The organism is Microbacterium sp. NPDC056569, from assembly GCF_042793475.1.
Lineage (GTDB): Bacteria > Actinomycetota > Actinomycetes > Actinomycetales > Microbacteriaceae > Microbacterium.
This window is the reverse complement of sequence record NZ_JBHTUV010000004.1, coordinates 73,810-97,309: the sequence shown is the minus strand read 5'-3', so window position 1 is coordinate 97,309 and position 23,500 is coordinate 73,810. Positions and strand designations below refer to the sequence as shown.

24 protein-coding genes are annotated in these 23,500 nt (G+C 70.9%); 8 read left to right on the top strand and 16 right to left on the bottom strand.

What is annotated here, in order from left to right; all coding sequences use genetic code 11:
• Positions 1–32: 32 nt before the first annotated feature.
• The 3 genes from ACFQ7C_RS06450 to ACFQ7C_RS06440 all read right to left on the bottom strand — a co-directional run bounded on the left by ACFQ7C_RS06450 (position 33) and on the right by ACFQ7C_RS06440 (position 3,983).
• Positions 33–926, bottom strand: a complete 894-nt coding sequence (locus tag ACFQ7C_RS06450; RefSeq protein WP_378898865.1) for a sugar ABC transporter permease — start codon at positions 924–926, stop codon at positions 33–35.
• Between the two features lie 115 nt (positions 927–1,041).
• A complete protein-coding gene (locus ACFQ7C_RS06445) occupies positions 1,042–2,667 on the bottom strand; it encodes an ABC transporter permease subunit (RefSeq protein WP_378898684.1) in 1,626 nt (541 codons plus the stop codon).
• An 83-nt stretch (positions 2,668–2,750) separates the two neighbouring features.
• Complete coding sequence (locus ACFQ7C_RS06440; protein WP_378898683.1) at positions 2,751–3,983, bottom strand: extracellular solute-binding protein; 1,233 nt, start codon at positions 3,981–3,983, stop codon at positions 2,751–2,753.
• A gap of 264 nt (positions 3,984–4,247) precedes the next feature.
• Between ACFQ7C_RS06440 and ACFQ7C_RS06435 the strand changes: the two genes are divergently transcribed.
• Positions 4,248–4,736: a YajQ family cyclic di-GMP-binding protein gene (locus tag ACFQ7C_RS06435; RefSeq protein ID WP_045296670.1), complete on the top strand. Its 489-nt coding sequence runs from the start codon at positions 4,248–4,250 to the stop codon at positions 4,734–4,736.
• Positions 4,737–4,808: 72 nt separating this feature from the next.
• Here ACFQ7C_RS06435 and ACFQ7C_RS06430 read toward each other — a convergent pair whose 3' ends face one another.
• The gene (locus tag ACFQ7C_RS06430; protein ID WP_378898682.1) at positions 4,809–5,651 is read right to left on the bottom strand and encodes an NAD(P)H-hydrate dehydratase; all 843 of its coding nucleotides are present in this window, start codon (positions 5,649–5,651) and stop codon (positions 4,809–4,811) included.
• Positions 5,635–6,360: a histidine phosphatase family protein gene (locus tag ACFQ7C_RS06425; RefSeq protein ID WP_378898681.1), complete on the bottom strand. Its 726-nt coding sequence runs from the start codon at positions 6,358–6,360 to the stop codon at positions 5,635–5,637. The genes ACFQ7C_RS06430 and ACFQ7C_RS06425 overlap by 17 nt, the downstream gene beginning before the upstream one ends.
• Positions 6,361–6,534: 174 nt before the next feature.
• Between ACFQ7C_RS06425 and ACFQ7C_RS06420 the strand changes: the two genes are divergently transcribed.
• From ACFQ7C_RS06420 to ACFQ7C_RS06410, 3 genes are all read left to right on the top strand, one after another.
• Positions 6,535–7,482, top strand: a complete 948-nt coding sequence (locus tag ACFQ7C_RS06420) for a manganese catalase family protein (RefSeq protein ID WP_378898680.1) — start codon at positions 6,535–6,537, stop codon at positions 7,480–7,482.
• Positions 7,479–8,309, top strand: a complete 831-nt coding sequence (locus ACFQ7C_RS06415; protein WP_378898679.1) for a glycosyltransferase family A protein — start codon at positions 7,479–7,481, stop codon at positions 8,307–8,309. The genes ACFQ7C_RS06420 and ACFQ7C_RS06415 overlap by 4 nt, the downstream gene beginning before the upstream one ends.
• Before the next feature lie 71 nt (positions 8,310–8,380).
• On the top strand, positions 8,381–8,857 hold the full coding sequence (locus tag ACFQ7C_RS06410) for a hypothetical protein (RefSeq protein ID WP_378898678.1): 477 nt from the start codon (positions 8,381–8,383) through the stop codon (positions 8,855–8,857).
• 156 nt (positions 8,858–9,013) lie between these two features.
• Here the strand turns inward: ACFQ7C_RS06410 and ACFQ7C_RS06405 are convergent, their stop codons facing one another.
• The 5 genes from ACFQ7C_RS06405 to ACFQ7C_RS06385 all read right to left on the bottom strand — a co-directional run bounded on the left by ACFQ7C_RS06405 (position 9,014) and on the right by ACFQ7C_RS06385 (position 14,089).
• Positions 9,014–10,102 carry an alpha/beta hydrolase gene (locus ACFQ7C_RS06405; RefSeq protein WP_378898677.1) on the bottom strand — a complete coding sequence of 363 codons (1,089 nt, stop codon included), beginning with the start codon at positions 10,100–10,102 and terminating at the stop codon, positions 9,014–9,016.
• Between the two features lie 34 nt (positions 10,103–10,136).
• The gene (locus ACFQ7C_RS06400) at positions 10,137–11,519 is read right to left on the bottom strand and encodes an FAD-dependent oxidoreductase (RefSeq protein WP_378898676.1); all 1,383 of its coding nucleotides are present in this window, start codon (positions 11,517–11,519) and stop codon (positions 10,137–10,139) included.
• 73 nt (positions 11,520–11,592) lie between these two features.
• Entirely contained in the window at positions 11,593–12,648 is a 1,056-nt protein-coding gene (locus ACFQ7C_RS06395; RefSeq protein ID WP_378898675.1) for a polyprenyl synthetase family protein, read from the bottom strand.
• Between the two features lie 55 nt (positions 12,649–12,703).
• Positions 12,704–13,438 (bottom strand): demethylmenaquinone methyltransferase, encoded by a 735-nt coding sequence (locus ACFQ7C_RS06390; protein ID WP_378898674.1) that lies wholly within the window; start codon positions 13,436–13,438, stop codon positions 12,704–12,706.
• 9 nt (positions 13,439–13,447) lie between these two features.
• A complete protein-coding gene (locus ACFQ7C_RS06385) occupies positions 13,448–14,089 on the bottom strand; it encodes a DUF402 domain-containing protein (protein ID WP_378898673.1) in 642 nt (213 codons plus the stop codon).
• Between the two features lie 22 nt (positions 14,090–14,111).
• Between ACFQ7C_RS06385 and ACFQ7C_RS06380 the strand changes: the two genes are divergently transcribed.
• Positions 14,112–15,416, top strand: a complete 1,305-nt coding sequence (locus ACFQ7C_RS06380) for an isochorismate synthase MenF (protein ID WP_378898672.1) — start codon at positions 14,112–14,114, stop codon at positions 15,414–15,416.
• Between the two features lie 86 nt (positions 15,417–15,502).
• On the opposite strand, the gene ACFQ7C_RS06375 is transcribed toward ACFQ7C_RS06380, so the two are convergent.
• The 3 genes from ACFQ7C_RS06375 to ACFQ7C_RS06365 are packed head-to-tail and all read right to left on the bottom strand — an operon-like array spanning position 15,503 to position 18,713.
• Positions 15,503–16,366, bottom strand: a complete 864-nt coding sequence (locus tag ACFQ7C_RS06375) for a polyphosphate kinase 2 family protein (RefSeq protein WP_378898671.1) — start codon at positions 16,364–16,366, stop codon at positions 15,503–15,505.
• Positions 16,367–16,393: 27 nt separating this feature from the next.
• Complete coding sequence (gene menD, locus ACFQ7C_RS06370; protein ID WP_378898670.1) at positions 16,394–18,217, bottom strand: 2-succinyl-5-enolpyruvyl-6-hydroxy-3-cyclohexene-1-carboxylic-acid synthase; 1,824 nt, start codon at positions 18,215–18,217, stop codon at positions 16,394–16,396.
• Between the two features lies 1 nt (position 18,218).
• Positions 18,219–18,713 carry a PLD nuclease N-terminal domain-containing protein gene (locus ACFQ7C_RS06365; RefSeq protein ID WP_378898669.1) on the bottom strand — a complete coding sequence of 165 codons (495 nt, stop codon included), beginning with the start codon at positions 18,711–18,713 and terminating at the stop codon, positions 18,219–18,221.
• A gap of 102 nt (positions 18,714–18,815) precedes the next feature.
• Here ACFQ7C_RS06365 and ACFQ7C_RS06360 point away from each other — a divergent pair, with 102 nt between their 5' ends.
• Complete coding sequence (locus tag ACFQ7C_RS06360) at positions 18,816–19,124, top strand: DUF4229 domain-containing protein (protein ID WP_378898668.1); 309 nt, start codon at positions 18,816–18,818, stop codon at positions 19,122–19,124.
• A gap of 19 nt (positions 19,125–19,143) precedes the next feature.
• Here the strand turns inward: ACFQ7C_RS06360 and ACFQ7C_RS06355 are convergent, their stop codons facing one another.
• Positions 19,144–20,127 carry a 1,4-dihydroxy-2-naphthoate polyprenyltransferase gene (locus ACFQ7C_RS06355; protein WP_378898667.1) on the bottom strand — a complete coding sequence of 328 codons (984 nt, stop codon included), beginning with the start codon at positions 20,125–20,127 and terminating at the stop codon, positions 19,144–19,146.
• A gap of 88 nt (positions 20,128–20,215) precedes the next feature.
• Here ACFQ7C_RS06355 and ACFQ7C_RS06350 point away from each other — a divergent pair, with 88 nt between their 5' ends.
• Positions 20,216–20,599, top strand: a complete 384-nt coding sequence (locus tag ACFQ7C_RS06350; protein ID WP_378898666.1) for a VOC family protein — start codon at positions 20,216–20,218, stop codon at positions 20,597–20,599.
• 123 nt (positions 20,600–20,722) lie between these two features.
• On the opposite strand, the gene ACFQ7C_RS06345 is transcribed toward ACFQ7C_RS06350, so the two are convergent.
• Complete coding sequence (locus ACFQ7C_RS06345; RefSeq protein WP_378898665.1) at positions 20,723–21,877, bottom strand: AMP-binding protein; 1,155 nt, start codon at positions 21,875–21,877, stop codon at positions 20,723–20,725.
• Between the two features lie 91 nt (positions 21,878–21,968).
• The gene (locus ACFQ7C_RS06340) at positions 21,969–22,874 is read right to left on the bottom strand and encodes a 1,4-dihydroxy-2-naphthoyl-CoA synthase (RefSeq protein ID WP_378898664.1); all 906 of its coding nucleotides are present in this window, start codon (positions 22,872–22,874) and stop codon (positions 21,969–21,971) included.
• A gap of 76 nt (positions 22,875–22,950) precedes the next feature.
• Between ACFQ7C_RS06340 and ACFQ7C_RS06335 the strand changes: the two genes are divergently transcribed.
• A complete protein-coding gene (locus ACFQ7C_RS06335; protein WP_378898663.1) occupies positions 22,951–23,499 on the top strand; it encodes a hypothetical protein in 549 nt (182 codons plus the stop codon).
• Position 23,500: the final 1 nt, after the last annotated feature.

Genomic DNA, 23,500 nt, shown 5'->3' with positions numbered 1-23,500 from the left:
GCCGCATCCGCCCTGCGATCGGCCGAGCTCGATCAGCCCTTCGTCGCGCCGGCCGTGAGGCCGCCGACGATGTACCGCTGCAGCAGCAGGAACACCACGACCACGGGGATGGCCGCCATCACGGCGCCGGCCGAGAACGCCGCCCAGTCCGCGTAGCGGGGGTTCGACACGAGCTTGGTCAGGCCGACCACGAGGGTCTGCTTCTCGGGGTCGATCAGCATGACGCTCGCGATCACGTACTCGTTCACGATGCCGATGAACGACAGCAGGCCGACGACCGCGAGGATCGGGGCGACCAGCCGCAGGATGATCGTGAAGAAGATGCGCGCGTGGCCGGCGCCGTCGATCTTGGCGGCCTCGTCGATCTCCTTGGGGATCGTGTTGAAGAACCCGTACATGAGATACGTGTTCACACCCAGCGCACCACCCAGGTAGATCAGGGTCAGTCCGCTCAGGGTGTTGAGGCCGATCGCCGGGAACCAGTCCCCGATCGCGCTCATCATGAGGAAGATCGCCACCACGGCCAGCAGCTGCGGGAACATCTGCACGACGACGATCGTGATGAGCCCCACGCGACGGCCGGTGAAGCGCATGCGGGAGAACGCGTAGGCCGCCAGCGCGCCGAGGAACACCATCGTGATCCCGGTGACCGTCGCGACGATGATCGTGTTCAGGAACCACATCGGGTACGGGATCTGGGGATCGGTCAGGATGCGCACATACGCGTCGATCCCGACCTGGGAGAACAGCTGGTTGCTGCCGGTCAGCGTGCCCCGCGGGTTGAGCGAGGCCGACAGCACGTACAGCAGCGGGAAGATCGCGAAGATCGACACGACGATCGCCACGACGTGTCGCCAGCCGGTGTCGGCGAACCACTTCCCCGGCGATCGGCGTCGCACGGGCGGGACGTACGGAGTCGGCGCCATTCCGCCCACGGCGCTTTCGAACTGTTCGGCCGTGCCGCCGGCGGACACCGCGAGCGCGGAGTTCTGTGCGACGGTCTTATCGGGGTGGGCGAGGCGGTCCTGGGAATCGGACATGTCAGTTCAGCTCCTCGAGCGCCTTGGTCTTGCGGAAGCTGATGACGGCGATCACCGCGACCACGATGAAGATGATGATGGTGAACGCCGAGGCGAGACCGTAGTCCCGGTTCTCGCCGGTGAACGCGACCTTGTAGACCATCGAGATCAAGAGATCCGTGTGGCCGACAGGCAGGCCGCTCACGTCCTGCATGCGGGGTCCGCCCTCGGTGAGCATGTAGATGGTGTTGAAGTTGTTGAAGTTGAACGCGAACGACGCGATCAGCAGGGGCGTCACGGTCACCAGCAGCAGCGGCAGCTTGATGCGCCGGAAGATCTGCCACGGGTTCGCACCGTCGACGACGGCGGCCTCGTTGACGTCCTCCGGGATGCCCTGCAGCGCCCCGAGGCACACGAGGAACATGTACGGGAATCCGAGCCACAGGTTCACCAGGAGCACCGAGACCTTGGCGAGCCACGGGTCGGTGAGCCACGGGATGTCGGCTCCGCCGAAGATCACCTGGTTGATGAAGCCGAAGCTCTCGTTCATCATGCCGCCCCAGATGAGCGCGCCGAGGAACGCGGGGAAGGCGTAGGGAAGGATCAGCATGATCCGGTAGACGTTCTTGAAGCGCATGCCCTTGTGGTTGAACACGAGGGCGAGCAGAAGTCCGAGGAAGAACGTCGAGGCCACGGAGACGATCGCGAAGACGAACGTCCAGATCGTGACCGACAGCAGCGGCGTGCGGATCGTCGGGTCGGTGACGGCTCGGATGAAGTTGTCGAAACCGACGAACACCTGCCAGCCCGGGAGCAGCTCCTCGCCCTCGGCCGAGACGAAGGCGCCCTCTCCGGTGTCGGTGTAGACCGTGCCGGTGGTGACGTCGGTCATCGTCCCGGCCGCGGCGTCGTACTCGAGGGTGGAGACGTAGAGGTAGCCCTTCTGGCCGTCCTGCGTCCGGATGGCGCCGTCGTTGGGGTCGTCGCTGAACGGGACGGCGAGGGCCTCGATGTCGTTGCTGCGCTGGAGCACCTCGGCGAACGAGAGGGTCGTCCAGCCGTCCACGGCGACGGCCTTGCCGCCCTCCACGGTCGCGTCGTCGACAGCCTCGAGCGGCTTCATGGCGGTGCCGAGCGAGACGTCGCCGTCAGTCGGGTCGGTGACCAGCAGGCCGAGCTCTCCGACGCGCTCGACCACCGTCACGTCGTACGTCGGCGAGTCCTCGACGCGCACGAGCGACGAGCGCATCAGCGAGGCGACCGCCTGATCCTTGCTGCCGTTGTGTCCGGTGCCGTAGTTCGTGAACCCGATGTAGCCGGTGTAGACGAGCGTGAAGATCTGGAAGAGGACCAGCATGATGATGCCGGGAGCGAGGTACTTCGCCGGGATCTTGCGGCGGGAGAAGTAGATCCAGTTGACCAGCGCCGTCACCACCACGACGAGCGCGAGCACGAGCCATTCGTTGTGCAGGAAGAGCACGAACGCGGCGTACAGCGCGATCGCGTCGACGATCGCGAGCAGGGCGATCTTCGCGATCAGCCCGCGCAGCGACCCGCCGGCGGCGTCGGCCATGCGTGCCGCGCTGCGCTGCCGCGGGGTCTGCGGCGGCGCCGCTTCGTTCGTCTCGGTGGAGAGGGTGTCGGTCATGGGGGCGTCCTCATCGTCGGGACCGGGACGGATGCCTCGGCATCCGTCCCGGTCTCGTTTCGCGGCCTCTCGACCGCCAGGTGTTACTGGATGGCGGCGGTCACGTCGTCGACGAGCTTCTGCCACGTCGTCGTCGGGTCGGCGCCGTTGATGATGGCGGCCTCGGCGACACCCCAGTACTCCCAGACCGATCCCATCGCGGGGATCGCGGGCATCGGGACGGCCTCGGCGCCCACGGCCTGGAAGCCGGCGACGATCGGGTCGGACGCCGCGGCGTCGGCGGCAGCGGTGAGCGCCGGGAGGACGTTGCCGGCCTCGAACAGGTCGAGCTGGACCTCTTCGGTGCCGATGTAGTTGACGAGGAAGTCGTTCGCGGCGACCTTGTTGTCGGACTCCGAGCTGACGAAGAAGCCCTTCACACCGGCGAACGGCTGGGCCGCAGCATCGGTCGGGCTGGGGACCACGTCGATCGCGACGTTGATGCCGCCGTCGACGGCCACACCGACGTTCCACGGCCCGGTCAGCCAGAACGCCGCCTCGCCGTCGAGGAACTTCGTCTTGGCGATGTCGCCGTCGACGTCGGTGTTGAGGGTGCCCGCGGCGCCCTGGGCGCCCAGCCAGTTGGCGAACTCGAAGCCGCCCTCGCTGCCCAGCTGGAGGTCGGACGGGTCGTAGTTGCCGTCGGCGTCGGTGCCGAACACGGGGGCGCCGAACGCGGTCTGGAACGGGTAGAGGTGGTACGGGTTGCCGTCGACGCCCTGCTCGACGACGAACGGGGTGGCAAGGCCCGCCGCGGTGCCCTTGGCGATCATGTCGTCGAAGTTGGCCGCAGGCTCGGGGATGAGGTCGGCGTTGCGCAGCACGGCGATGTTCTCGACCGCGTACGGGAGCATGTAGGTGGTGCCCTCGTAGGTCGACGCCTGGATCGCGACGGGAGCGTAGTCCGCGGCGCTGTCACCGAGCTCGATCGGGGCGACGACGCCGTTGGTCGAGAGCTCGCCGAGCCAGTCGTGCGCGCCCATGACGACGTCCGGGCCCTTGCCGGTCGGCACCTGCTGGATGAAGTCTTCCTTGATGTCGCTGTTGTCCTTGCCGACGAGGTCGACCTCGATGCCGGTCTTCTCGGAGTACGCGTCGGCCGCACCCTGCAGCGCGTCCACGCGCTCGGTGTCGACCCAGACCGTCAGGGTCGAGGTGGCGTCGCCGCCGTCTTCGGTCTCGGCCGGGGTGCCGCCGCCGCCCGCGCAGCCGGCCAGGACGATCGACGTGATGGCGAGGCCGCCGAGCGCGAGCCAGCCCTTCTTGTTCACCTTCATCGGTGCAGTGCCTCTCTGGAGTGCTGAGTGAGTCCGGCCGCACTGTCGGTCGCGACGGTGCGGGTTCGACTCTCGCCTGCGATTGCAAGCGCTTACATTTCTAACTCAGCAGACGATATATGGCAACACCGGGTTCGGATCGATATCTCGCCGTGACTTTTGCCGTCTGCATGGAACCGCTTGCACGTCGATCTCCGGCGCCAGCCGCGTGGCGCAGCATCCGCTCCCCCGCGTTGCGCCGCAGGCGCCGATAGACTGCCCGGCATGGCAGATTCCTCGTTCGACATCGTCAGCAAGGTCGACCACCAGGAGGCGGAGAACGCGCTCAACCAGGCCCGCAAGGAGATCGAGCAGCGCTACGACTTCAAGGGCACCGGAGCCTCCGTCGAATGGAGCGGCGAGTCCGTGCTCATCAAGGCGAGCACCGAGGACCGTGCGAAGGCCGTCCTCGACGTCTTCCAGTCGAAGCTCATCAAGCGCGGCATCTCGCTGAAGAGCCTCGAGTCGGGCGAGCCCTTCGCCAGCGGCAAGGAGTACCGGATCGTCTCGACGATCAAGGACGGCATCTCGTCCGAGAATGCCAAGAAGATCTCGAAGATCATCCGCGACGAGGGCCCCAAGTCGGTGAAGTCGCAGATCCAGGGCGACGAGCTGCGCGTGCAGTCCAAGTCGCGCGACGATCTGCAGGAGGTGCAGCGCCTGCTCAAGGCCGCCGACCTCGACGTCGACCTCCAGTTCGTCAACTACCGGTAGCGCCGGCCCGACCTGGGGCCCTCCTCCCCTCCCCGGCGTCGGCGCGCCTCGATCAGCGCCCGCCGGTCGCTGTCACGGGGCGACCGCGCGGAGAGCCGCGGGGAGTTCCCGCGCCAGCTCCCGCGCGAGATAGCCCAGCCCGAACCGCGCACCGAGCAGACGCCCTGCGCGGCCGTGCGTCCACGCCGCCCACACGGCGGCGTGCGCCGGATCGAGGCCTCGGGCGGCGAAGCCGGTGATGGCGCCGGCGAGCACGTCGCCGCTTCCCGAGGTCGCCAGGCCCGCGTCGCCCTCGTCCACTCGCCACACCCGCCCGTCGGGATGAGCGACCACGCCGTAGCAGTTGACGACGGCGGCGTATCGGTCGGCGATCTCGCGCACGTCGGCCTCGTCGTCCTCCCCGAGGTCACGACGCAGCAGGATGCTCGCCTCCTCTTTGTTCGGGTTCAGGACGAGGTTCTCGGGGAGGCTGCTGCGATCCACATCCGCGAGGACACCGAGCGCGAAGGCGTCCAGCACGAGGATCCCCGGGCCTACAGCGGCGACCGCCGAGAGCGTGGCGCGTGTCTCGTCCGCGTCCGAGAAGCCCGACCCGACCAGGACCGCGTCGGCCGAAGCGATCTGATCCCGCAGCCGCCCCTCCAACGGTGCTCCCGCGTCATCGGGGAGGGCGAGGACTCCCGCCTCCGGCAGCGCGATCCCCACATGCGCATCGATCGACTGCGGCACGGCGAGCGCCACTCGCCCGGCGCCGACGCGGAGCGAAGCCTCGCCCGCGAGCAGCGCCGCTCCCGGCGAGGTGCGCGACCCGCCCACGATGACGACCTCTCCGCGCGACTTCTTCGAGTCGCCCGGGTCGGGCAGGCCCCACCCCCGCAGGAGGGACGCGGTGACGCGTTCAGCCGGGCTCGACATCCGGGTCTCCCGGGTGAGCGGTGACGGCGGCGCCTTCGCGTTGCAGGTGGCCCACCTCCGAGAACTCGACGAGCTCCCACCCCGATCCGGATCGCACCAGGCGCGTGACCGACGCGTTGAGAACCGTGTGATCGTCGGCGAAGGAGAGCAGCTCGTCCTCGCGGAGCGGCAGCAGGATGTACAGCAGCAGCATCACGACCGCATCGTGAGCGACCACCATGACACGCTCCGCGGGCCCCGGGAGAACCTCCCCGAGAAGGGACCTCAGCCGGAGCGCGACATCCGCCCACGACTCTCCCCCGGGTGGCCGGTGGTAGAACTTGCCGAGGTGCCGGCGCCGGGCCATCTCCTCGGGGTGGCGGGCAGCGACACCGGCGCGCGTCAGAAGATCCAGAATCCCGAGTTCTCTGTCGCGCAGCCGTTCGTCGATGAGGAACGTCGCATCCGATCCGCCCGCGCCCAGGGCGATCGTCAGCGTCTCTCTTGCGCGCAAGTAGGGCGAGGACCAGTACGCGTCGATCGCCGACCCGCGGGCGTCCAGCCACTCGCCCAGCGCGGCCGCCTGATCCCGACCGGTTCGGGAGAGCGGCACATCGGCATCGCGCTCATCGAGCGGGATCACCTCGAGCCCCGCGATCTCCGCGTTCGTCGCGGCGACGTTGCCGATGCTCTCCCCGTGCCGCACCAACCAGAACTCACTGACAGCCATCACCCCAGGCTAGGGACGCGATGGCCGGAGGGCACCGGGTTGACACCGAGGGTCGAAGCGGTCGCGCTGCGGTGCGACAGGGTAGCCGTCGCGCCGCGCGCCGTCGACCCCCGCGACGGGTGCACCGGCCGGCGCGGAGGGTGGAACCTCATCGCCGGCGATCGAAGGAGCACCATGTATTTCCACTTGCAGCAGCTGATCAACCCGATCGAGCAGGACGAGCCGGATCCCGCGGCGGCCAACGCCCTGCAGGAGGGGCTCGGCGGGCAGTTCGGCGAGATGCGCACGATGATGCAGTACCTGTTCCAGAGCATCAACTTCCGAGGGCCGGAGGCCAAGCCCTACAAGGACCTCATCCAAGGCATCGGCACGGAGGAGATCAGCCACGTCGAACTCATCGGCACGACCATCGCGCGGCTCGTCGACGGGTCCCCGCGATACCAGGGGAAGTCGGGCGACCCCATCGACCAGCCCGGCGCCGGCGGAGCGGTGCCGCTGAACATCGCCCTCTCGGAGGGCAACATCCACCACTACCTGGTCGGCGCCCAGGGCGCGCTCCCGGTGGACGCCGTGGGCAATCCCTGGAGCGGCAGCTACGTCTACAACTCGGGGAACCTCGTCCTCGACCTGCTCTACAACCTGATGCTCGAGTCGACCGGACGCCTGCAGAAGTGCCGGCTCTACGAGATGACGGCGAACAAGACCGCCCGTTCGACGATCTCGTACCTGATCGTCCGCGACCAGGCGCATGAGAACGCCTACGCCAAGGCTCTGGAGACGCTCGGCGTCAACTGGAGGAGCACCCTGCCGATCCCGAAGACGAATGCCGAGCAGTTCCCCGAGGTGAAGCGCCTGCTGGACCTCGGGCTGCAGAGCAAGCAGTACTCGTTCGACCTCGACGATCAGTCCGAGGCCGGTCGGATCTTCCAGGGCCTGTCGCCCTCCGGCGACGGAACCGAATTGGATGCCTCGCAGCAGGCGCCGGAGGGTGCGCCGATCACCATCGCCCCGGAGCGTCGCGAAGAGTTCTCGCCGGGTGCCGACGAGGAGCTGACGGCGCTGATCCAAGCCACCGCGGAGATGGAGATGGCCGACATCGACGCCACCTTCGGCCGCATGTGAGCGCGCCCTCGCCGTGTCGTCCGCAGTCGAAGGTCTCCGCCCCATCCGATGAGGCGACGGAGCAGCGGCCACGGCCGTCGGTCACGGTGGTCGTCCCGGTGCGCGACGACGCCGCGCTGCTTCGCCGATGCCTCGAGGCGCTGCGACTCCAGACATGGCATCCCGATGAGGTCATCGTCGTGGACGACGGCTCCGTCGACGCCTCTGCCGCCGTCGCCGCCGAGCTCGGGGCGACCGTCGCCCGGCAGCCGCCGCGCGGCATCGCGACCGCCGGCGCCGCCGGTTACGACATGGCGAAGGGCGAGCTGATCGCCCGACTGGACGCGGACTCGCTTCCTCCCCACGACTGGCTCGAGAGACTCCTGGCACCGTTCGACCGGGACCCGTCCGTCGCGGCCGTCGCCGGCGATGCGTGGTTCGTCGACGCGGCAGGGAAGCCGCGTCCGCGCGCGGCGGCCGCATACCTCGGCGCCTACCGGGCCGTGCTCCTCCCGACACTCGGACACACGCCCCTGTTCGGCTCCAACATGGCGATGCGGCGGGATGCCTGGTCGCAGGTCGCCGCCGAGGTCCATCGCGACGACGATCTGCTGCACGACGACCTGGACCTGTCGTTCCACCTCGGCAGGACGCACCGGATCCGGCGCGCCCGCGGCGCGGCCGTCGGCATCTCGGCCCGACCGCTCCGGCTGGACGCGGCGCTGCTGCTGCGCATCCGCCGCGGGTTCCACACGGTGCTCATCCACTGGCCGCGGGACTTCCCGCCGTGGCGATGGTGGATGCGCGCACGCGCGCTGCGCACGGTCGCACCCGAGCGAGCAAGGTAGAGACGAGCGGTGGAGAACGGATGCCTCGAGCCGAGGCATCCGCTCTCCGCATCGCCCCCTACACTCGGGCCATGCGCTTCCTCCGGGCCGTGTTCTCGGCCGTCGTCGCGACGCTGCCGGTGCTCGTCATCCTCCTCGTCCCCGCGCTCGTCCGGGGCGACGTCGACGGCGGCTCGGCCGCCGGCGTCGGCAGCACGCTCCTCAACGCGGCGTTCATCGCGGCCGTGATCCTTGTACCGAAGGTGAACGGGTGGCTCGACCCCGAGGTGCCGGACTGGACGTCGTCGACGGCGATGGCCGCGACCGGCCGCGTCTGGCGCGGTCGGATCTGGCTGGCCCTCCTCGCGGTGCTCGCGCTGCTCGGCATCTTCGCCGCCGGCCAGACCGCCGCCTACTTCCTCGGCGTCAGCGCGCCGGCGATGGCCGGCGGCGAGCTCGACTACAGCCGGTTCCTCGCGCAGGAGCTCGTCGTGTACCTGCTCGGGTACGTGCTGTCGCTGACGACGTACGTGCTCATGATGCGCGTGCTCGCCCGCCGCGCGGAGTGACCGACCGGGAGCGGGGACGATAAAGGCCCCGGGTGCTGGGGACACCCGGGGCCTGTCGTCGCTGCTCTCGCTCCCAACCCCCCGGTTGCGGCGCGTGGCGACGGATGGGAAGGATTCTTGGGGAGGGCCTTCCCTGAGATGCTGGGGACATCTCCCCTACAGCTTAACCCGACTGTCTACAAGGGCGCTGTCCCCTCTTCGGGGGACAATCGCGTCCGGTACGACGTACGCGCGCGCCCAGCGGTCGAGAGCATCGTACGCGATCTCGCGCGGGCCGGTGCGGGAGAGGAAGACGTCGTGGATGGCGCCGTCCACGCGCGCGATCGTGACGAGTTCGCCGATCCTGGTCGCCGCGCGGGCGATGTCGTCGACGACGAGCACGGAGTCAGTCGAGGTCATGGATTCCCGCCACGACAGCGGCGGCGTCGATCCCGTCGACAGCAGCACCAGCGCCGGACACCCGACGTCGACGCCGGCGGCGACCCGGCGATGCCCCTCCATCACCGCCGACAGCCACCCCGGCGCCGTCGGGAATCCCCGATCGGGCCGCCACACGGCACGGTGCTCGTCGTGCGGCAGCGTGCCGATCTCGTCCTGCGCGCGGGTGTAGAACCCGAAGTCGACGGCGGGCTGCGTCCCGCGCGGATCGAGCCTCGCCCGCATGTCGACCAGCGGTGCCAGCGCCTGGCGTCCGAGGGTGCCGAGCTGAAGCTCGAGCCACGGGCTGTTGAGCACGACGGCATGCGCCTGGCCGGGGTGCCGGGCCGCCCAGAGCGTGAGCGTCAGACCGCCCGTCGAATGGCCGAGCAGCACGAGCCTGCGTCCGGTGCGGCTGTCCGGTTCGGACGCCGGCGGTTGTCCGGCTGACCCCACGGGGTGTCCCATCGCGTGCAGCGCCGCCGCGATGTCGACGTCGTAGTCCTCGAGGGAGTCCACGTACCCGGGCAGCTGCCCGTCGCGCAGGCTGCGACCGTACCGGCGCAGGTCGAGCGCGTAGAACCGCGCGCCCCGACGCGTCCAGAACTGCGCGAGGTCGCGCTGGAAGAAGTAGTCCGACCAGCCGTGCACGTAGAGCACGTCCACATCGCGCAGCGGTGCGAACAGCGTCAGGAACGGATTCGGGATGCTGCGCACCAGCGTCGCGACGAGCGGCCCGTGCTCGCCGTCCACGCCGAGCGGCAGCGTCGACTGCTCGAAGGGGTTCCCGAGGATGTCGGGGACCCAGGTGAGGGATGGCCCGGCCATGCCCCTCAGCCTAGGGTGCGGCGTTTCGGCAGGCTCAACGACCGGATGTGGCCCGGGAGATCGTCACCATCTCGTCGCGGGGCACCACCTTGATCCTCGCGCGCTCGTGCGGCGCGCCCAGCGCCATCTCGTGCTCGTCGAGGCGGTGCCAGCCGTCGAGGTCGGTCCAGGCCACTCCGCGCTCGGCGAGCAGGGCGGGGATCGCCGCCTCGGACGGGTCGGCCGGCTGCCACCACGTTCCCTGGTCGTTGATGAGGTGACGGACCGTCTCCATCGCGTCGGACTTCGTGTGGCCGATCAGGCCCACCGGTCCGCGCTTGATCCAGCCGGTGGCATAGACGCCGTTGACCCGCTGATTCGAGTCCTTGCTGAGCACCTGGCCCTCGCGGTTCGGGATGACGCCGTGCCGCTTGTCGAACGGCACGCCGGGCAGCGGCGATCCGAAGTAGCCGACGGCGCGGTACAGCGCCTGGATGGGCACCTCGCGCAGCTCGCCGGTGCCGACGACGCCGCCCTCGCCGTCGGGGCGCGTGCGCTCGTAGACGAGCGCGGACACGCGGCCCTCGGCATCCGTCTTCACTTCGATCGGCTTGGCGTAGAAGTGCAGGTGCAGGCGACGCGAGGCCGTGCCGCCGTTGTTGTTGACCGAGTCGCGCTTGCGCCACGACTGCAGCACGCGGTCGATCACCATGACCTGCTTGTTGCTGGCGATCGCGGCGCGGGCGGCCTCGTCGTAGTCGAAGTCCTCGTCGTAGACGACCATGTCGACGTCGCGCAGCTCGCCGAGCTCGCGGAGCTCGAGCGGGGTGAACTTCACATTGGCCGGACCGCGACGGCCGAACACGTGCACGTCGGTCACGTTCGATGCCACCAGGCCCTGGTGCACGTTGTCGGGGATCTCGGTCGGCAGCAGGTCCTCGGCGTGCTTGGCCAGCATGCGCGAGACATCCAGTGCGACGTTGCCGTTTCCGATGACGGCGACGGATGCTGCATCCAGCGGCCACTCGCGAGGCACATCCGGGTGCCCGTCGAACCAGCTCACGAAGTCGGCCGCTCCGTACGAGCCGACGGCGTCGATGCCGGGGATGTCGAGGTCGGTGTCGCGGATGGCGCCCGTCGCGAAGATCACCGCGTGGTAGTGGTGCTTGAGATCCTCGAGGGTGATGTCCTCGCCGAATCGGACGTTGCCGAAGATGCGGATGTCGCCGCGGTCGAGCACCTCGCGCAGGGCCGTGATGATGCCCTTGATGCGCGGGTGGTCGGGGGCGACGCCGTAGCGGACCAGCCCATAGGGTGCGGGCAGCTGCTCGAACAGATCGATCGACACGTCGAACTTGCGCTCGGCCTTGAGCAGGATGTCGGCGGCGTAGATGCCAGCCGGGCCCGCGCCGACGATCGCCAGTCGGAGCTTGGTCATGGGTGGTCCTTTCGGATTCCGGAGTCGCCCGGCCCCGGTCGTCGAGCGAGCGAAGCGAGACGAGACGCGGGGGCTAACTGGAGCGGTCGGCGACGGCCTGGGCGAAGCGGGTGAGCGCCTCGCGCACGGCGCCGTCGGGGATCGGCGCGAGCGCATCGATCGCTTCGGTCGACCACGCGTTGGCGAGGTCGAGGGTGGCCTGCGTCGCCTCGTGGTCGCGCAGCTGCGCGAGCGGCTCGTCGAGGATCTCCGGGTCGGCGCCATCGGCGATGCGCGCCACTCCCTCGTCGATGCGGGCGCGCAGGTCGACCGAGGCGGCATCCGTCCGCTGTCCGAGCACGAGGTACGGCATGGTGGGCACGCCCGCTCGAAGGTCGGTGCCGGGCACCTTGCCGGTCTCGTCGGGGTCGGCGGACAGGTCGATGACATCGTCGAGCAGCTGGAACGCGACGCCGGCCTTCTCGCCGAAGGTCACCATGGGCTGCTCGAACTCCTGCGGGCCGTTCGAGAAGATCACGCCCGCCTGCGCGGCCGCCGCGATCAACGAGCCCGTCTTGTCGGCGAGCACCTGGAGGTAGAACGCGACGCGGTCGTCGTCGGCGGACGGCCCGACCGTCTCGTGCATCTGCCCGAGCACAAGACGCTCGAACGTGTCGGCCTGCAGCCGGATCGCGTCCTCGCCGTGTCGTGCCATGATCTGACTCGCACGCGAGAACAGCAGGTCGCCGGTCAGGATCGCGACGTTGTTGCCCCAGACCGCGTGGGCGCTGGGGACTCCGCGGCGCTTGTCGGCAGCATCCATCACGTCGTCGTGGTAGAGGGATCCGAGGTGCGTCATCTCGAGAGCCGTCGCGGCGTCGATCACCTCGTCGGTCGCGCCGTCGCCGAGCTGGGCGGTCAGGAGCGCCAGCATGGGGCGGATGCGCTTGCCGCCGGCGTCGTAGAGGTAGCGGCTCGTGGCGTCGGCGAGCGTGTCGGCGACCCGCAGCTCACGCTCGAGGGCGCTGTCGACGCGCTTGAGCCCCGCCTCGACGGTCTTGAGCAGGCCGCGAGAGCGCGCGCCCGCGAAGATGCGGTCGGTGAGGCCCAGCTTGCCCGCGATATGCGAGCCCGGCGCTGTCGGTGTCACGCGTCCAGCCTACCGGGGGCGCGTTTCGTCGCGGTCCGCCGTGCGTCGATGGCCGCTAGGCCTGGGGTTTCGTGGCGCGGTGCAGCGCGACGATGCCCATCGACAGGTTGCGGTGCGCGACGTCCGTCCAGCCCGCCTCGCGGATCCACGCGGAGAGCGTTCGCTGGTCCGGCCAGTCGCGGATGGACTCGTTCAGGTAGTCGTACGCCTCGGCGTTGGAGCTCACGGTCTTCGCGACGACGGGCAGCACGCGGTCGTTGTAGAAGCGATAGAGGCCGTTGAACGGCCTCGACGGCGGGTGCGAGAACTCGCAGATCACGAGGCGGCCTCCCGGCTTCGTCACGCGCAGCAGCTCGCTCAGCGCCTTCTTCGGGTCGTTGACGTTGCGCAGCCCGAACGACATCGTCACCGCGTCGAACTCGTCGTCGCCGAACGGCAGGTCGGTGGCATCGGCCTGCACGAAGGAGAGATTCCGGATGCTGCTGTGCCGGCGCCTTCCCTCGGCGATCATGCCCGGCGAGAAATCGGCGGCGACGACCGTGGCGCCGCGGCCGGCGAGCGCGACGCTCGAAGCTCCCGTGCCTGCGGCGAGGTCGAGGATGCGCTGGCCGGCGCGGGGGTTCACCGCGCGCGTCGTCGCGGCGCGCCAGAACCGGTCGTTGCCCATGCTCAGCACGGTGTTGGTGCGGTCGTAGCCGGCCGCGACCTGGTCGAACATGCCGCTCACGCGCGACGGATCCTTGTGCAGGTCGGCGCGGTTCGGCTCGTGATCGGAGGGGTGGGATGCCACGCTCCGAGTCTAGGCGGCGCCTCCGGGTCCGCCGAGGTGCGAGGCGTCGCCGGCGTCCGCGAAGGTGAGCGGCGGCGGCGGTGCCACCGCGTCGTAGGAGGCGAGGCGCGCGAGCCAGGCGGTCGCGGTCGCGTCGTCGAACGGCGCCTCCGCCGCACCGACGCGCCGCTCGAGGTCGGCGGCGAGCGCCTCGAGCCTCTCGACGAGATCGAGCGGGTAGCCGTAGGCCACGCGGTGCTCCTCCCACTCGTCGCGGTCGTCGATGAAGAGCCCGCGCCCGTCTGTCGCCTTGACGACGTCGAGGTCCATGTCGATCCCAGTGGGGCCCTCGTGGTCCCACCGGACATCCCACGCGATGTCGATGTAGACGCGCACCCGGTGCGGAGCGGCATTCACCGTCAGCACGAAGTCATCGCTGGGGACGAGCATCACCGCGGGGGTCTCTGCGGGGAACCGGCGGCCCGGCCGCGCGTTGAGCCAACCCTGCGGCTGGCCGAGCCAGTCTCCCCAGCGGTCGCTGCCCAGATAGATGCAGTCGTTGACCCAGTGCGGCCCGCCGTCCCATTTGCGCCAGCGGAACCGGAGCGGAGCGCCGGGCTGGGGATGCTCGGGCGGGCCGGGGGTGGGGCGCTGTGCGGCGGCGTCGGTCACCCCGCGAGTCTAGGCTGGAGGCGTGACATCTTCGCACCGCCCGCCTGAGCTGGTGGTCGAGACCCGCGAGATCGAGCACGTCGACGACCTCCTCGCCTACGCCTCCCCCGACGAGCCGCTCGCCTGGCTGCGGCGCGGCGACGGCATCGTCGGCATCGGTGAGGTCGGCGGCTACGAGCGAGGCCCGCACTCCGCGCCGGGCGTCGACCCGGTCACCCTGCCGACGGCGGCCGAGACCTGGCGCCAGATCGCCGCGAACGCGGAGATCGACGACCCGGTGGGCCTTCCCGGCACCGGCCTGGTCGCGTTCGGCACGCTCGTGTTCGACGAGCGGTCGTCGGCCACGAGCCGCTTGATCATCCCGCAGGCGGTGGTCGGCCGCCATCACGGACGATCATGGGTCACGCGCATCCGGCAGACGCACGTCTCGCGCCCCGACCCGGCGGTCGAGCCCAGGCCGTACGGCCCGTACTGGTCGGCGACGCTCGGCCCCGGAAAGCTCGATCGCGCCGGCTACCACGCCGCCGTGCGGGCGGCCGTCGACGCGATCGTGCGGGGCGAGCTCGAGAAGGTCGTGCTCGCGCGCGACCTCGTCGGCACGATCCCGGTCGGCGCCGACCTGCGCCGCCTCGTGCGCGCCCTCGCCGACGACTACCCCGACACGTGGACGTTCGCGGTCGACCGGCTCATCGGCGCGAGCCCTGAGACCTTGGTGACCGCCGCGCGCGGCGTCGTGACCGCGCGGGTGCTCGCCGGCACGATCCCCCGCGGTGTCGACGCGCACGACGACACCGAGGCGTCCGCGTCGCTCGCGCACAGCGCGAAGGATCTCGACGAGCACCGCTATGCCGTGCAGAGCGTGCTCGCGAAGCTGGCACCGCACGTGCGCCACCTGCGCGCCGATCCCGAGCCCTTCACCCTCAAGCTGCCGAACCTGTGGCACCTCGCGACCGACGTCGCGGGCGACCTGGCCGACCATGCGTCGGCCCTCGACCTGGTCGCGGAACTGCATCCGACGGCGGCCGTGGCCGGCACGCCGACGGACACCGCGCTGGACCTGATCCGCCGGCTCGAGCCGTTCGACCGGGGGCGCTACGCCGGCCCGGTGGGATGGATCGACGGCGACGGCAACGGCGAGTGGGCCATCGCCCTGCGATGCGCGCAGATCGGCGATCCCGGCCGTGTGCTCCGCCGGTACGCCGAGTACAGCGCAACGATCCCGGTCGTCGCGCACGCGGGCGCCGGGATCGTCGCCCAGAGCAACCCCGACAAGGAGCTGCTCGAGACCCGTGTCAAGTTCCGCCCGATCGTCGACGCGCTCGCCTGAGCTCGCGTCCGCCGCGCATCCGGCAGGCGGTCAGGCCTTCCTTCGGGGCCCAAGACCATGCGGGCGACCACCAGCCGGTGCGAGGATCAGCTCGCCGCGAGGCGCTTCTTCTCGGCCTCGACGTCGAACGTCGCGGCGGGCCAGTGCGGGTCGATGTCTTCGAGGGCCTCGAGCAGGAGGTTCTGGACGGCGAGCCGGCCGTACCACTTGCGGTCGGCGGGCACGACGTACCACGGGGCGTGGTCGGTCGACGTGCGGTCGAACACCGTCTGGTACGCCGCCATGTACGACGGCCACAGCTCGCGCTCGTCGACGTCGCCCGGGTTGTACTTCCAGTGCTTGTCCGGGCGCTCGAGCCGCTCCATCAGGCGCTTCTTCTGCTCGTCGGGCGAGATGTGCAGCATCACCTTGACGATGCGCGTGCCCGTGTCGGTCAGGCGCTTCTCGAACTCGTTGATCGCGCCGTAGCGCCGCTCGATCTCCTCGACGGGTGCGAGTTTTCGAACCCGGCCGATGAGCACGTCCTCGTAGTGGGACCGGTCGAAGACGCCGATGAGTCCCGACACCGGCAGGCGTTGCTCGACGCGCCACAGGAAGTCGTGCGCGAGCTCCTCGGGTGTGGGCTTCTTGAATGCCGACAATACGACGCCCTGAGGGTCGACGGAGCCGACGACGTGGCGGATGATGCCGCCCTTGCCGGCGGAGTCCATGGCCTGGAGAACCAGGAGCACCGAGGCGTCGGTCGCGTCGACACGGCTCTGCGCGAACAGCCGTTCCTGGTACTCGTCCAGCTGGGCGGCGCCGGTCTTGAGGTCCTCCGCGGCGTGCACCTTGTCCTTCTCGTATCCCGGCGTCGAGCGGGTGTCGACGTCGGCGAGGACGAAGCCCTCGCGGACTCGGAGGAGATCGGCGACGTCGCCACTCCAGTGCTTCTGACTCGAGGCGATCATGGAGCCATCATGGCGGATGCCGCGGGCTCAGCGCTCGAGCGGGACCTCGATGAGCTGCCGACCGCCGACCGGAGACGTGAGCGCCTGATCGAGCGCCGCGCGCGTCGTGACGCGGCGGTACTCCCAGCCGTAGGCGAGCGCGAGCTGCTCGAGGCGCACGGTGTGCGGGGTGAGCAGCACGCGGTCCATGACATCGGCGCCCGCGACGGCGGCCACCTCGAGCGCGTCGAAGATCGTGCCGCCCCCGTCGTTGCCGACGATGAGCTGGATGCGCGGCTCGCCCTCCTGCGGCGGCAGCAGCATCGCGCCGACGTCGTGCAGCAGCGCGAGATCGCCGAGGACCACGCGGGTGACCCCCGCGCCCCCCGCGGACTGGCTCGCGAGGGCGATGCCGGTCGCCGTCGCGATCGTGCCGTCGATGCCGGCGAGCCCGCGGTTCGCGTGCACGGGCACCTTCTTGCCCGGCAGCACCTGGTCGGCCACGCGTACGAGGCGCGACGACCCGAACACGAGCCGGTCGTGCGGCCACGTCGCCCGCCAGACGGCGTCTACGAGCGCGGCGCGGTCGACGGGTGCACGGATCACGCCGAGCTCGGCCGCGATCGCGCCGAGCCGCTCTCCCGGCACGGCCGACGAGAGGCCCTCGGCGTCGGGAGCGGGCGGAGTGAGGTCCACGGATGCTGCGCGCGACGCCTGCAGCCACGCCCCGAGCCATGCGCGGTCGGGGTCGCCGGTCGCGACGGCGATGCGGTCGGCGGCGACCGTCGCGCCGTTGAGGTTGAGCGGCTCGCCCGGCCCCCGGACCGCGATGACCTCGATCTCGGGGTCGGACAGCAGCGCCGCGGTCTCCCGGCTGAGCGTCGGGTGCCCGAGCACCACGACGCGCTCGATGCGCCCGCCGAGCTGCGGGTCGCGCAGCAGCTCGCGGTACCCGTGCACGAGGTGGCGCCCGAACCGCGCGCCGCTCACGATCTCGGCGATGAGCGGCCACGCGCCGACGTGGGCGAGCTGCTCGGCGTCGGGACCGGCGTCGGACCCGGCGAGCACGACGGTGCGCGGACCGCGTTCCAGCACGAGCGGCGCGTCCTCCGGCTCGGTCGGGACGTCGGCCTCGCCGATGCCGCCACCACCCTGGTAGAGCGCTCCGGATGCCTCGTCCTCGGCGTCGACCGCCACCGGCGGTCCGTCGGGGTCGTCGACGACCGCGGTCTCGAGCTCGGCGGCCGGAACGCCCATCCATGCGGGGAGCGCGCCGGAGAGCGGCTCGCGGTACGGGAGGTTCAGGTGCACCGGCCCCGGAGAGCGCGTCCCCGCACCCAGCGCGGCGGCGACGGCGTCCTCGGCGAGCAGGCGCAGCATCGCGCTCTGCTCGTGGGTGCCGTCGGGGTCGACGCATTCGGGCACCGGCACGTCGGCCTCGAGCCGCACGGTGGGGGCGAACATGCCGGGCTGGCGCGTGGTCTGATTCGCTCCGACGCCGCGCAGCTCCGGCGGGCGGTCGGCCGTGAGCAGCAGCAGCGGAACGCCGGCGTGGTGCGCCTCGAGCGCGGCGGGCAGCAGGTTGGCGACCGCGGTGCCCGACGTGCAGACCACGGCCGCCGGTATCCGTGTCTCGCGTCCGATGCCGAGCGCCGTGAAGCCCGCGACCCGCTCGTCGATGCGCACGTGCAGGCGGATCGCGCCGCGCCGCTCGAGTTCGGCGGCGACCAGCGCGAGCGCCTGCGAACGAGAACCGGGGCTCAGCACGACGTGGCGCACGCCGAGTTCGACGAGCCGGCACAGCAGCGCGGCGGCGGCGTCGGTCGCGGGCGCGGAGTCGAGCGCGCCCCCGGCGCTGTCGGCGTCGGTCACGTCAGCCGATGGCTCCGCGCTGGCCGCGGGCGTCGTCGTCGCCGTCCGCGGGGCTGACCGGCGGCTTCGCCTGCGGCGGGGTGCCCGGCGTCGCGGTGCCGCCCGCGGCTGTCGCACTTCCGGGTGCGGCGGCGTCGTCGGATGCCGCGGGCCCTGCCGGCGGGTTGTACCGCGGGTCTTCGCCCTCGGCGTCGAGCTGCGCGAGCTCCTCCTCGAGGCGGCGGATGCGCTCGTCCTGGTCGCTGATCGTGCCGATGCGGCCGAGGAACTCGGGGTCGTCGTCGGGCGCCCGGCGAGAGGCGACGGACGACGCGCGCCCGCGGCCCACGATGAGCCAGAGGATGCCGCCGAGGACGGGGAGCAGCACGACGATGAGGATCCAGATAGGCTTGCTCACCCCGCGGTGGCGGGTCGGGGGCTGGACCGCGCAATCGACGATGGTGAAGACCCAGAACGCGGTCGCCACCAGGGCCAGAATCAGCAGCACCCGAGGCATCTTCCCATCCTAGGCGGGCGGGGCCCGCAGTGGGCGGTCGTCGGCGCTCCGTGACGCAACCGTCTCCGAATCCGCCTCTGGGACGGAACGTAGGATGGACGGGTGAAAGCGCGCTCTGCCATCGTCTACTCGGTGCTGCGGCTGCTGGCGTTCCTCGTGCCGTTCGGCATCCTGATGCTGTTCCCGATCATGCGCGAGTACTACTGGCTCGCCGCGATCTTCGCCGCCCTCATCGGGCTGAGCCTCTCGGTGCTGTTCCTGCGCAAGCCCCTCGACGACGTCACCTCGGACCTCGCCGAGCGCCGCGCCAAGGCTCGCGCCGCCGCCAGCGACGAGGAGGCGGAGGATGCCGCGGCCGACGCCGCGGCTCCGTCGGCGCCCGACGGCGAAGCGCCGGATTCCCGCGCCTGACTCAGGGGCGCAGCATCCGTCAGCCGATGAACGCCCACATCAGGAACGCGCCGTACGCGACCGACGTCAGCGACGTGAGGCCCAGGGCGACGACCAGTTCCCGCGGGTCGCGGTAGGTCCACACGATGAGGATCGCGGGCGCCCCGGCCAGCAGCGCGAGCAGCGTGAGCCACGCGATCGGGTAGCCGATCCACGCGAGGAAGGCCGCGATGGCGAACGCGACCAGCAGGAACACGGTGAACAGCGCGCGCGTCGCGGTGCGGCCGATGAGCACGGTGAGGGTGCGCTTGCCCGCGGCGCGGTCCTGGTCGATGTCGCGCAGGTTGTTGGCGAGCAGCACCGCGCACGCGATGAGGCCGACGCCGACCGCGCCGAACCAGGCCTCCTGCGGCAGGGCGAACGCCTGCACCCACGTCGTGCCGAGCGTGGCGACGAGTCCGAAGAACACGAAGACGAAGAGCTCGCCGAGTCCGTAGTAGCCGTAGGGGCGCTTGCCGCCGGTGTAGAACCACGCCGCGATGATGCAGACGGCGCCCACGGCGATGAGCCACCACTGCTGCGTGCGGATCGTGATCGCGAGGCCGGCGAGCGCGGCGATCGCGAAGAAGGCCAGCGCCACCACGAGCACCGTGCGGGGCTTCACCCTGCGGCTCGCCGTGAGGCGCGCGGGTCCCACGCGGAAGTCGTCGGTGCCCCGGATGCCGTCGCTGTAGTCGTTGGCGTAGTTCACGCCGATCTGCAGCGACACCGACACGATGAGGCAGAAGAGCGCGATCACCCAGTGGAAGACGTCCGCGACGAGGATCGCGGCGCCGGTGCCGACGAGGATCGGCGTGATCGCGAGGGGCAGGGTGCGCAGCCGCGCCGCGCCGATCCAGTCGCGCGCCGTCGGCTTCGCGACGTGGGCGGGGTCGCGCGAGACGTGCGCCTTCTGCGGGTTCCCGCGGGGAGGCTGCTTCTTGCGTCCGGCGGTGGTGCGCTTCTTGCTCGGGGTTCCTGCCACGAATGCACATCATAGGGGCCGCGCCGATGAGGAACGCGCATTCGTCAACCCGGGTGACGGATGTCGGCGGAGAGCCGAGGATGGGGCCATGCTGAGCATCGGATCCATCGTCCTCACCGTCGAAGACATCTCCCGCGCCGGCGACTTCTGGCGCGCAGCCCTCGGCTACGTCGACCGCAACGAGCCCTCCGACGACTGGGTGATCCTCGATCCGCCGGGCAAGGCCGACTGGGCGGCCCCGGGGGCGAGCCTCGCGCTGTCGGTCACGGGCTACCCGCAGCACTATCCGCCGCGCATCCACCTCGACCTCTACGCCGAGGATCAGCGGGCCGAGGTCGAGCGCCTTCTCGGCCTCGGCGCGCGCGAGGTCGACTGGGACGACTACCCCGACGACGCGGACTGGATCGTGCTCGAAGACACCGAGGGCAACAGGTTCTGCGTCGTCGACACCGGTCCGTACCCGCTGGGCTGAGGCGCAGTCCCGAGTCGGCCCGTATGGTCGCGACGGTCGCGGGAGACGACCGCGGGGGCCGACTCGGCCCGTATGGTCGCGACGGTCGCGGGAGACGACCGCGAGGGCCGACTCGGCCCGTGGTCAGTGCAGCGACATCACCGCACGGCGGATCGCCTCCCGGTCGGGCTTTCCCGAGGGCAGCGTCGCGAGCTCGTCGACCAGCACGAGCCGCGCCGGCCGGGCGTGGGCGCCGATCTCGGCCTGCACGGCGGCGCGCGCCTCTTCGAGCTGGACCGATTCGCTCCGGCGAAGCGCCTCGCCGCGGGAGGCGACGACGACGGATGCCTCGCCCCAGCGCTCATCGGGAACCCCGACGACGACGGCCAGGGCCAGGCCGGGGATCCCGCGCACGATCCGCTCGACGCGGTCGAGCGAGACGTTGATGCCGCCCGACACGATGACGTTGTCGATGCGGCCGCGCACGCGCAGCACGCCGTCTTCGATGAGCCCGGCGTCGCCGGTGCGGTACCACCGCGAGCCGTCGCGGTCGCGGAGGAAGGCAGCATCCGTCCGCCCCTCGTCGCCGAGGTAGCCGTCGGCCAGGATCGGGCCGGAGACCTGCACCTCGCCGCGCTCGATGCGCAGCCGCACGTTGCCCAGGGCCACGCCGTCGTAGACGCAGCCGCCGCTCGTCTCGGTCGAGCCGTAGGTGCGCACGATGCGCGCGCCGGCGGCCTCGGCGCGCTCGAGCGTCGCGGCCGGCAGGGCCTGCCCCCCGACGAGGATCGTCTCGAACGAGCGGAGGGCCGTCAGCACCGCGGGGTCGTGCTCGGCGGCGTCGAGCAGCTTCGTCAGCTGCGCCGGCACCAGCGACGTGTAGGTCGGCACCCGCTCGCCGTGCTCGGTCGACACCATCGTGAGCGCCGCCGCCGAGAACGCCTGCGGGGTGAAGGCGCCCGCGAGGATGGCGGGCTCGCGGTCGGCGACGAGGGAGCGCACGAGCACCTGCAGGCCGGCGACATAGCTTGCGGGCAGGGCGAGGAGCCACGCGCCGTCGCCGATGCGGTCGGCGGTCGACAGCGCGCTGGCGGTGAGCGCGTCGCGGCTGAGGACGACGCTCTTCGGGACGCCGGTCGACCCCGAGGTCGTCACGACCACCGCGGTGCCGGCGCGGACCTCGGGCGGCAGCCCGCTCACGAGCCCGAGCCCGAGCGCGGGGCCGGCGCCATGGAGCGCCCCGCGGAGTCCTCGCAGGATCTCGCGGGGGTCGTCGCCGATGACGGGTACGAGCTTCATGCGGGCATCAACTCCTCCAGAACCTGCCAGCCCATGCGGTATTGCCGCGACCGCGGGTCCCAGGCATGAGAGTCGGAGGAGTTGGTGCTCATCAGAAGTGCCAGGGGTACGGCGACCAGTCCGGATCGCGCTTCTCGAGGAAGGAGTCGCGGCCCTCGACCGCTTCGTCGGTGCCGTAGGCGAGGCGCGTGGCCTCGCCCGCGAACACCTGCTGACCGACCATGCCGTCGTCGACGGCGTTGAAGGCGAACTTGAGCATGCGGATCGCGGTCGGCGACTTGGTGAGGATCGTGCGCGCCATCGCCACGGCCTCGCGCTCGAGGTCGGCGTGCGGCACGACGCGATTGACGGCGCCCATCTCGTACGCGCGCTCGGCGGAGTACTCCTCGGCGAGGAAGAACACCTCGCGCGCGAACTTCTGCCCGATCTGCCGGGCGAAGTACGCCGAGCCGTAGCCTGCGTCGAACGAGCCGACGTCGGCGTCGGTCTGCTTGAACCGGCCGTGCTCGGCGGAGGCGATGGAGAGGTCGCACACGACGTGGAGCGAGTGCCCGCCGCCCGCGGCCCACCCGGGGATCACGGCGATCACGACCTTGGGCATGAACCGGATGAGGCGCTGCACCTCGAGGATGTGCAGCCGGCCGGCGCGGGCGGTGTCGGTGACCGCGTCGGTCTCGGAGTACTTGTAGCCGTCGCGTCCGCGGATGCGCTGGTCCCCGCCGGAGCAGAACGCCCAGCCGCCGTCCTTCGGGCTCGGGCCGTTGCCGGTGAGGAGCACCACGCCCACGCGCGGGTCCTGGCGGGCGGTGTCGAGCGCGCGGTACAGCTCGTCCACCGTGTGCGGGCGGAACGCGTTGCGCACCTCGGGCCGATCGAACGCGATGCGCGCGATGCGGCCGTCCTGCGACACGTGGGCGGTGATGTCGGTGTAGCCGCCGTCCGGCTGTCCGGGGGCTTGTCGCCACTCGCTGTCGTCGAACAGTTCCGAAACGCTCACCCGGCCAGCCTACGGCGGGCCGCGCGCGGGCGTCATGTGCGACCGGACACCGATGGCCGGGGCCTAGCCTGGATCGGTGACTTCGACTCTTCGCGCCGCGGCGGCTGCCGCGGCATCCGCTGTCCTGCTCTTCGCCCTCGCCGCCTGCTCGTCCGACGCGCCCGAGGCGACGCCCACGGCCTCCGACACGCAGGCCGTGCAGGTCCTCGACGAGGCGTGCGCGGACGACGCCGGCATCACGGTGGCCGTCGACGCGTCGGCTCTCGAGGACGGCGACAGCAAGGCGTGGTGCATCGAGACCGACGAGACACTCGCCGCCGCCGACGCGCTGACGCTCGTGGGCGTCGAGACCGAGGGCACCGAGGAGTACGGCGACCCGGTCGTGTGCCGCGTCAACGGCGTCCCGGCGGAGGACCTGGCGATCCCGGCCGAGGACGGATCGGACTACTTCGAGTCGTGCGAGTCCATGCCCGCCGCGTTCGCCTACTGGTCCCTGTGGATCAAGCCCGCAGACGGCGAGTGGGGCTACGCCGAGGAGGGCCTGTCGACCCTCGAGCTCGAGCCGGGCGAATCCCTCGAGCTGCTCTTCACCCTGAACGGCGAGCCGGCCGCGCCGACAACCTGAC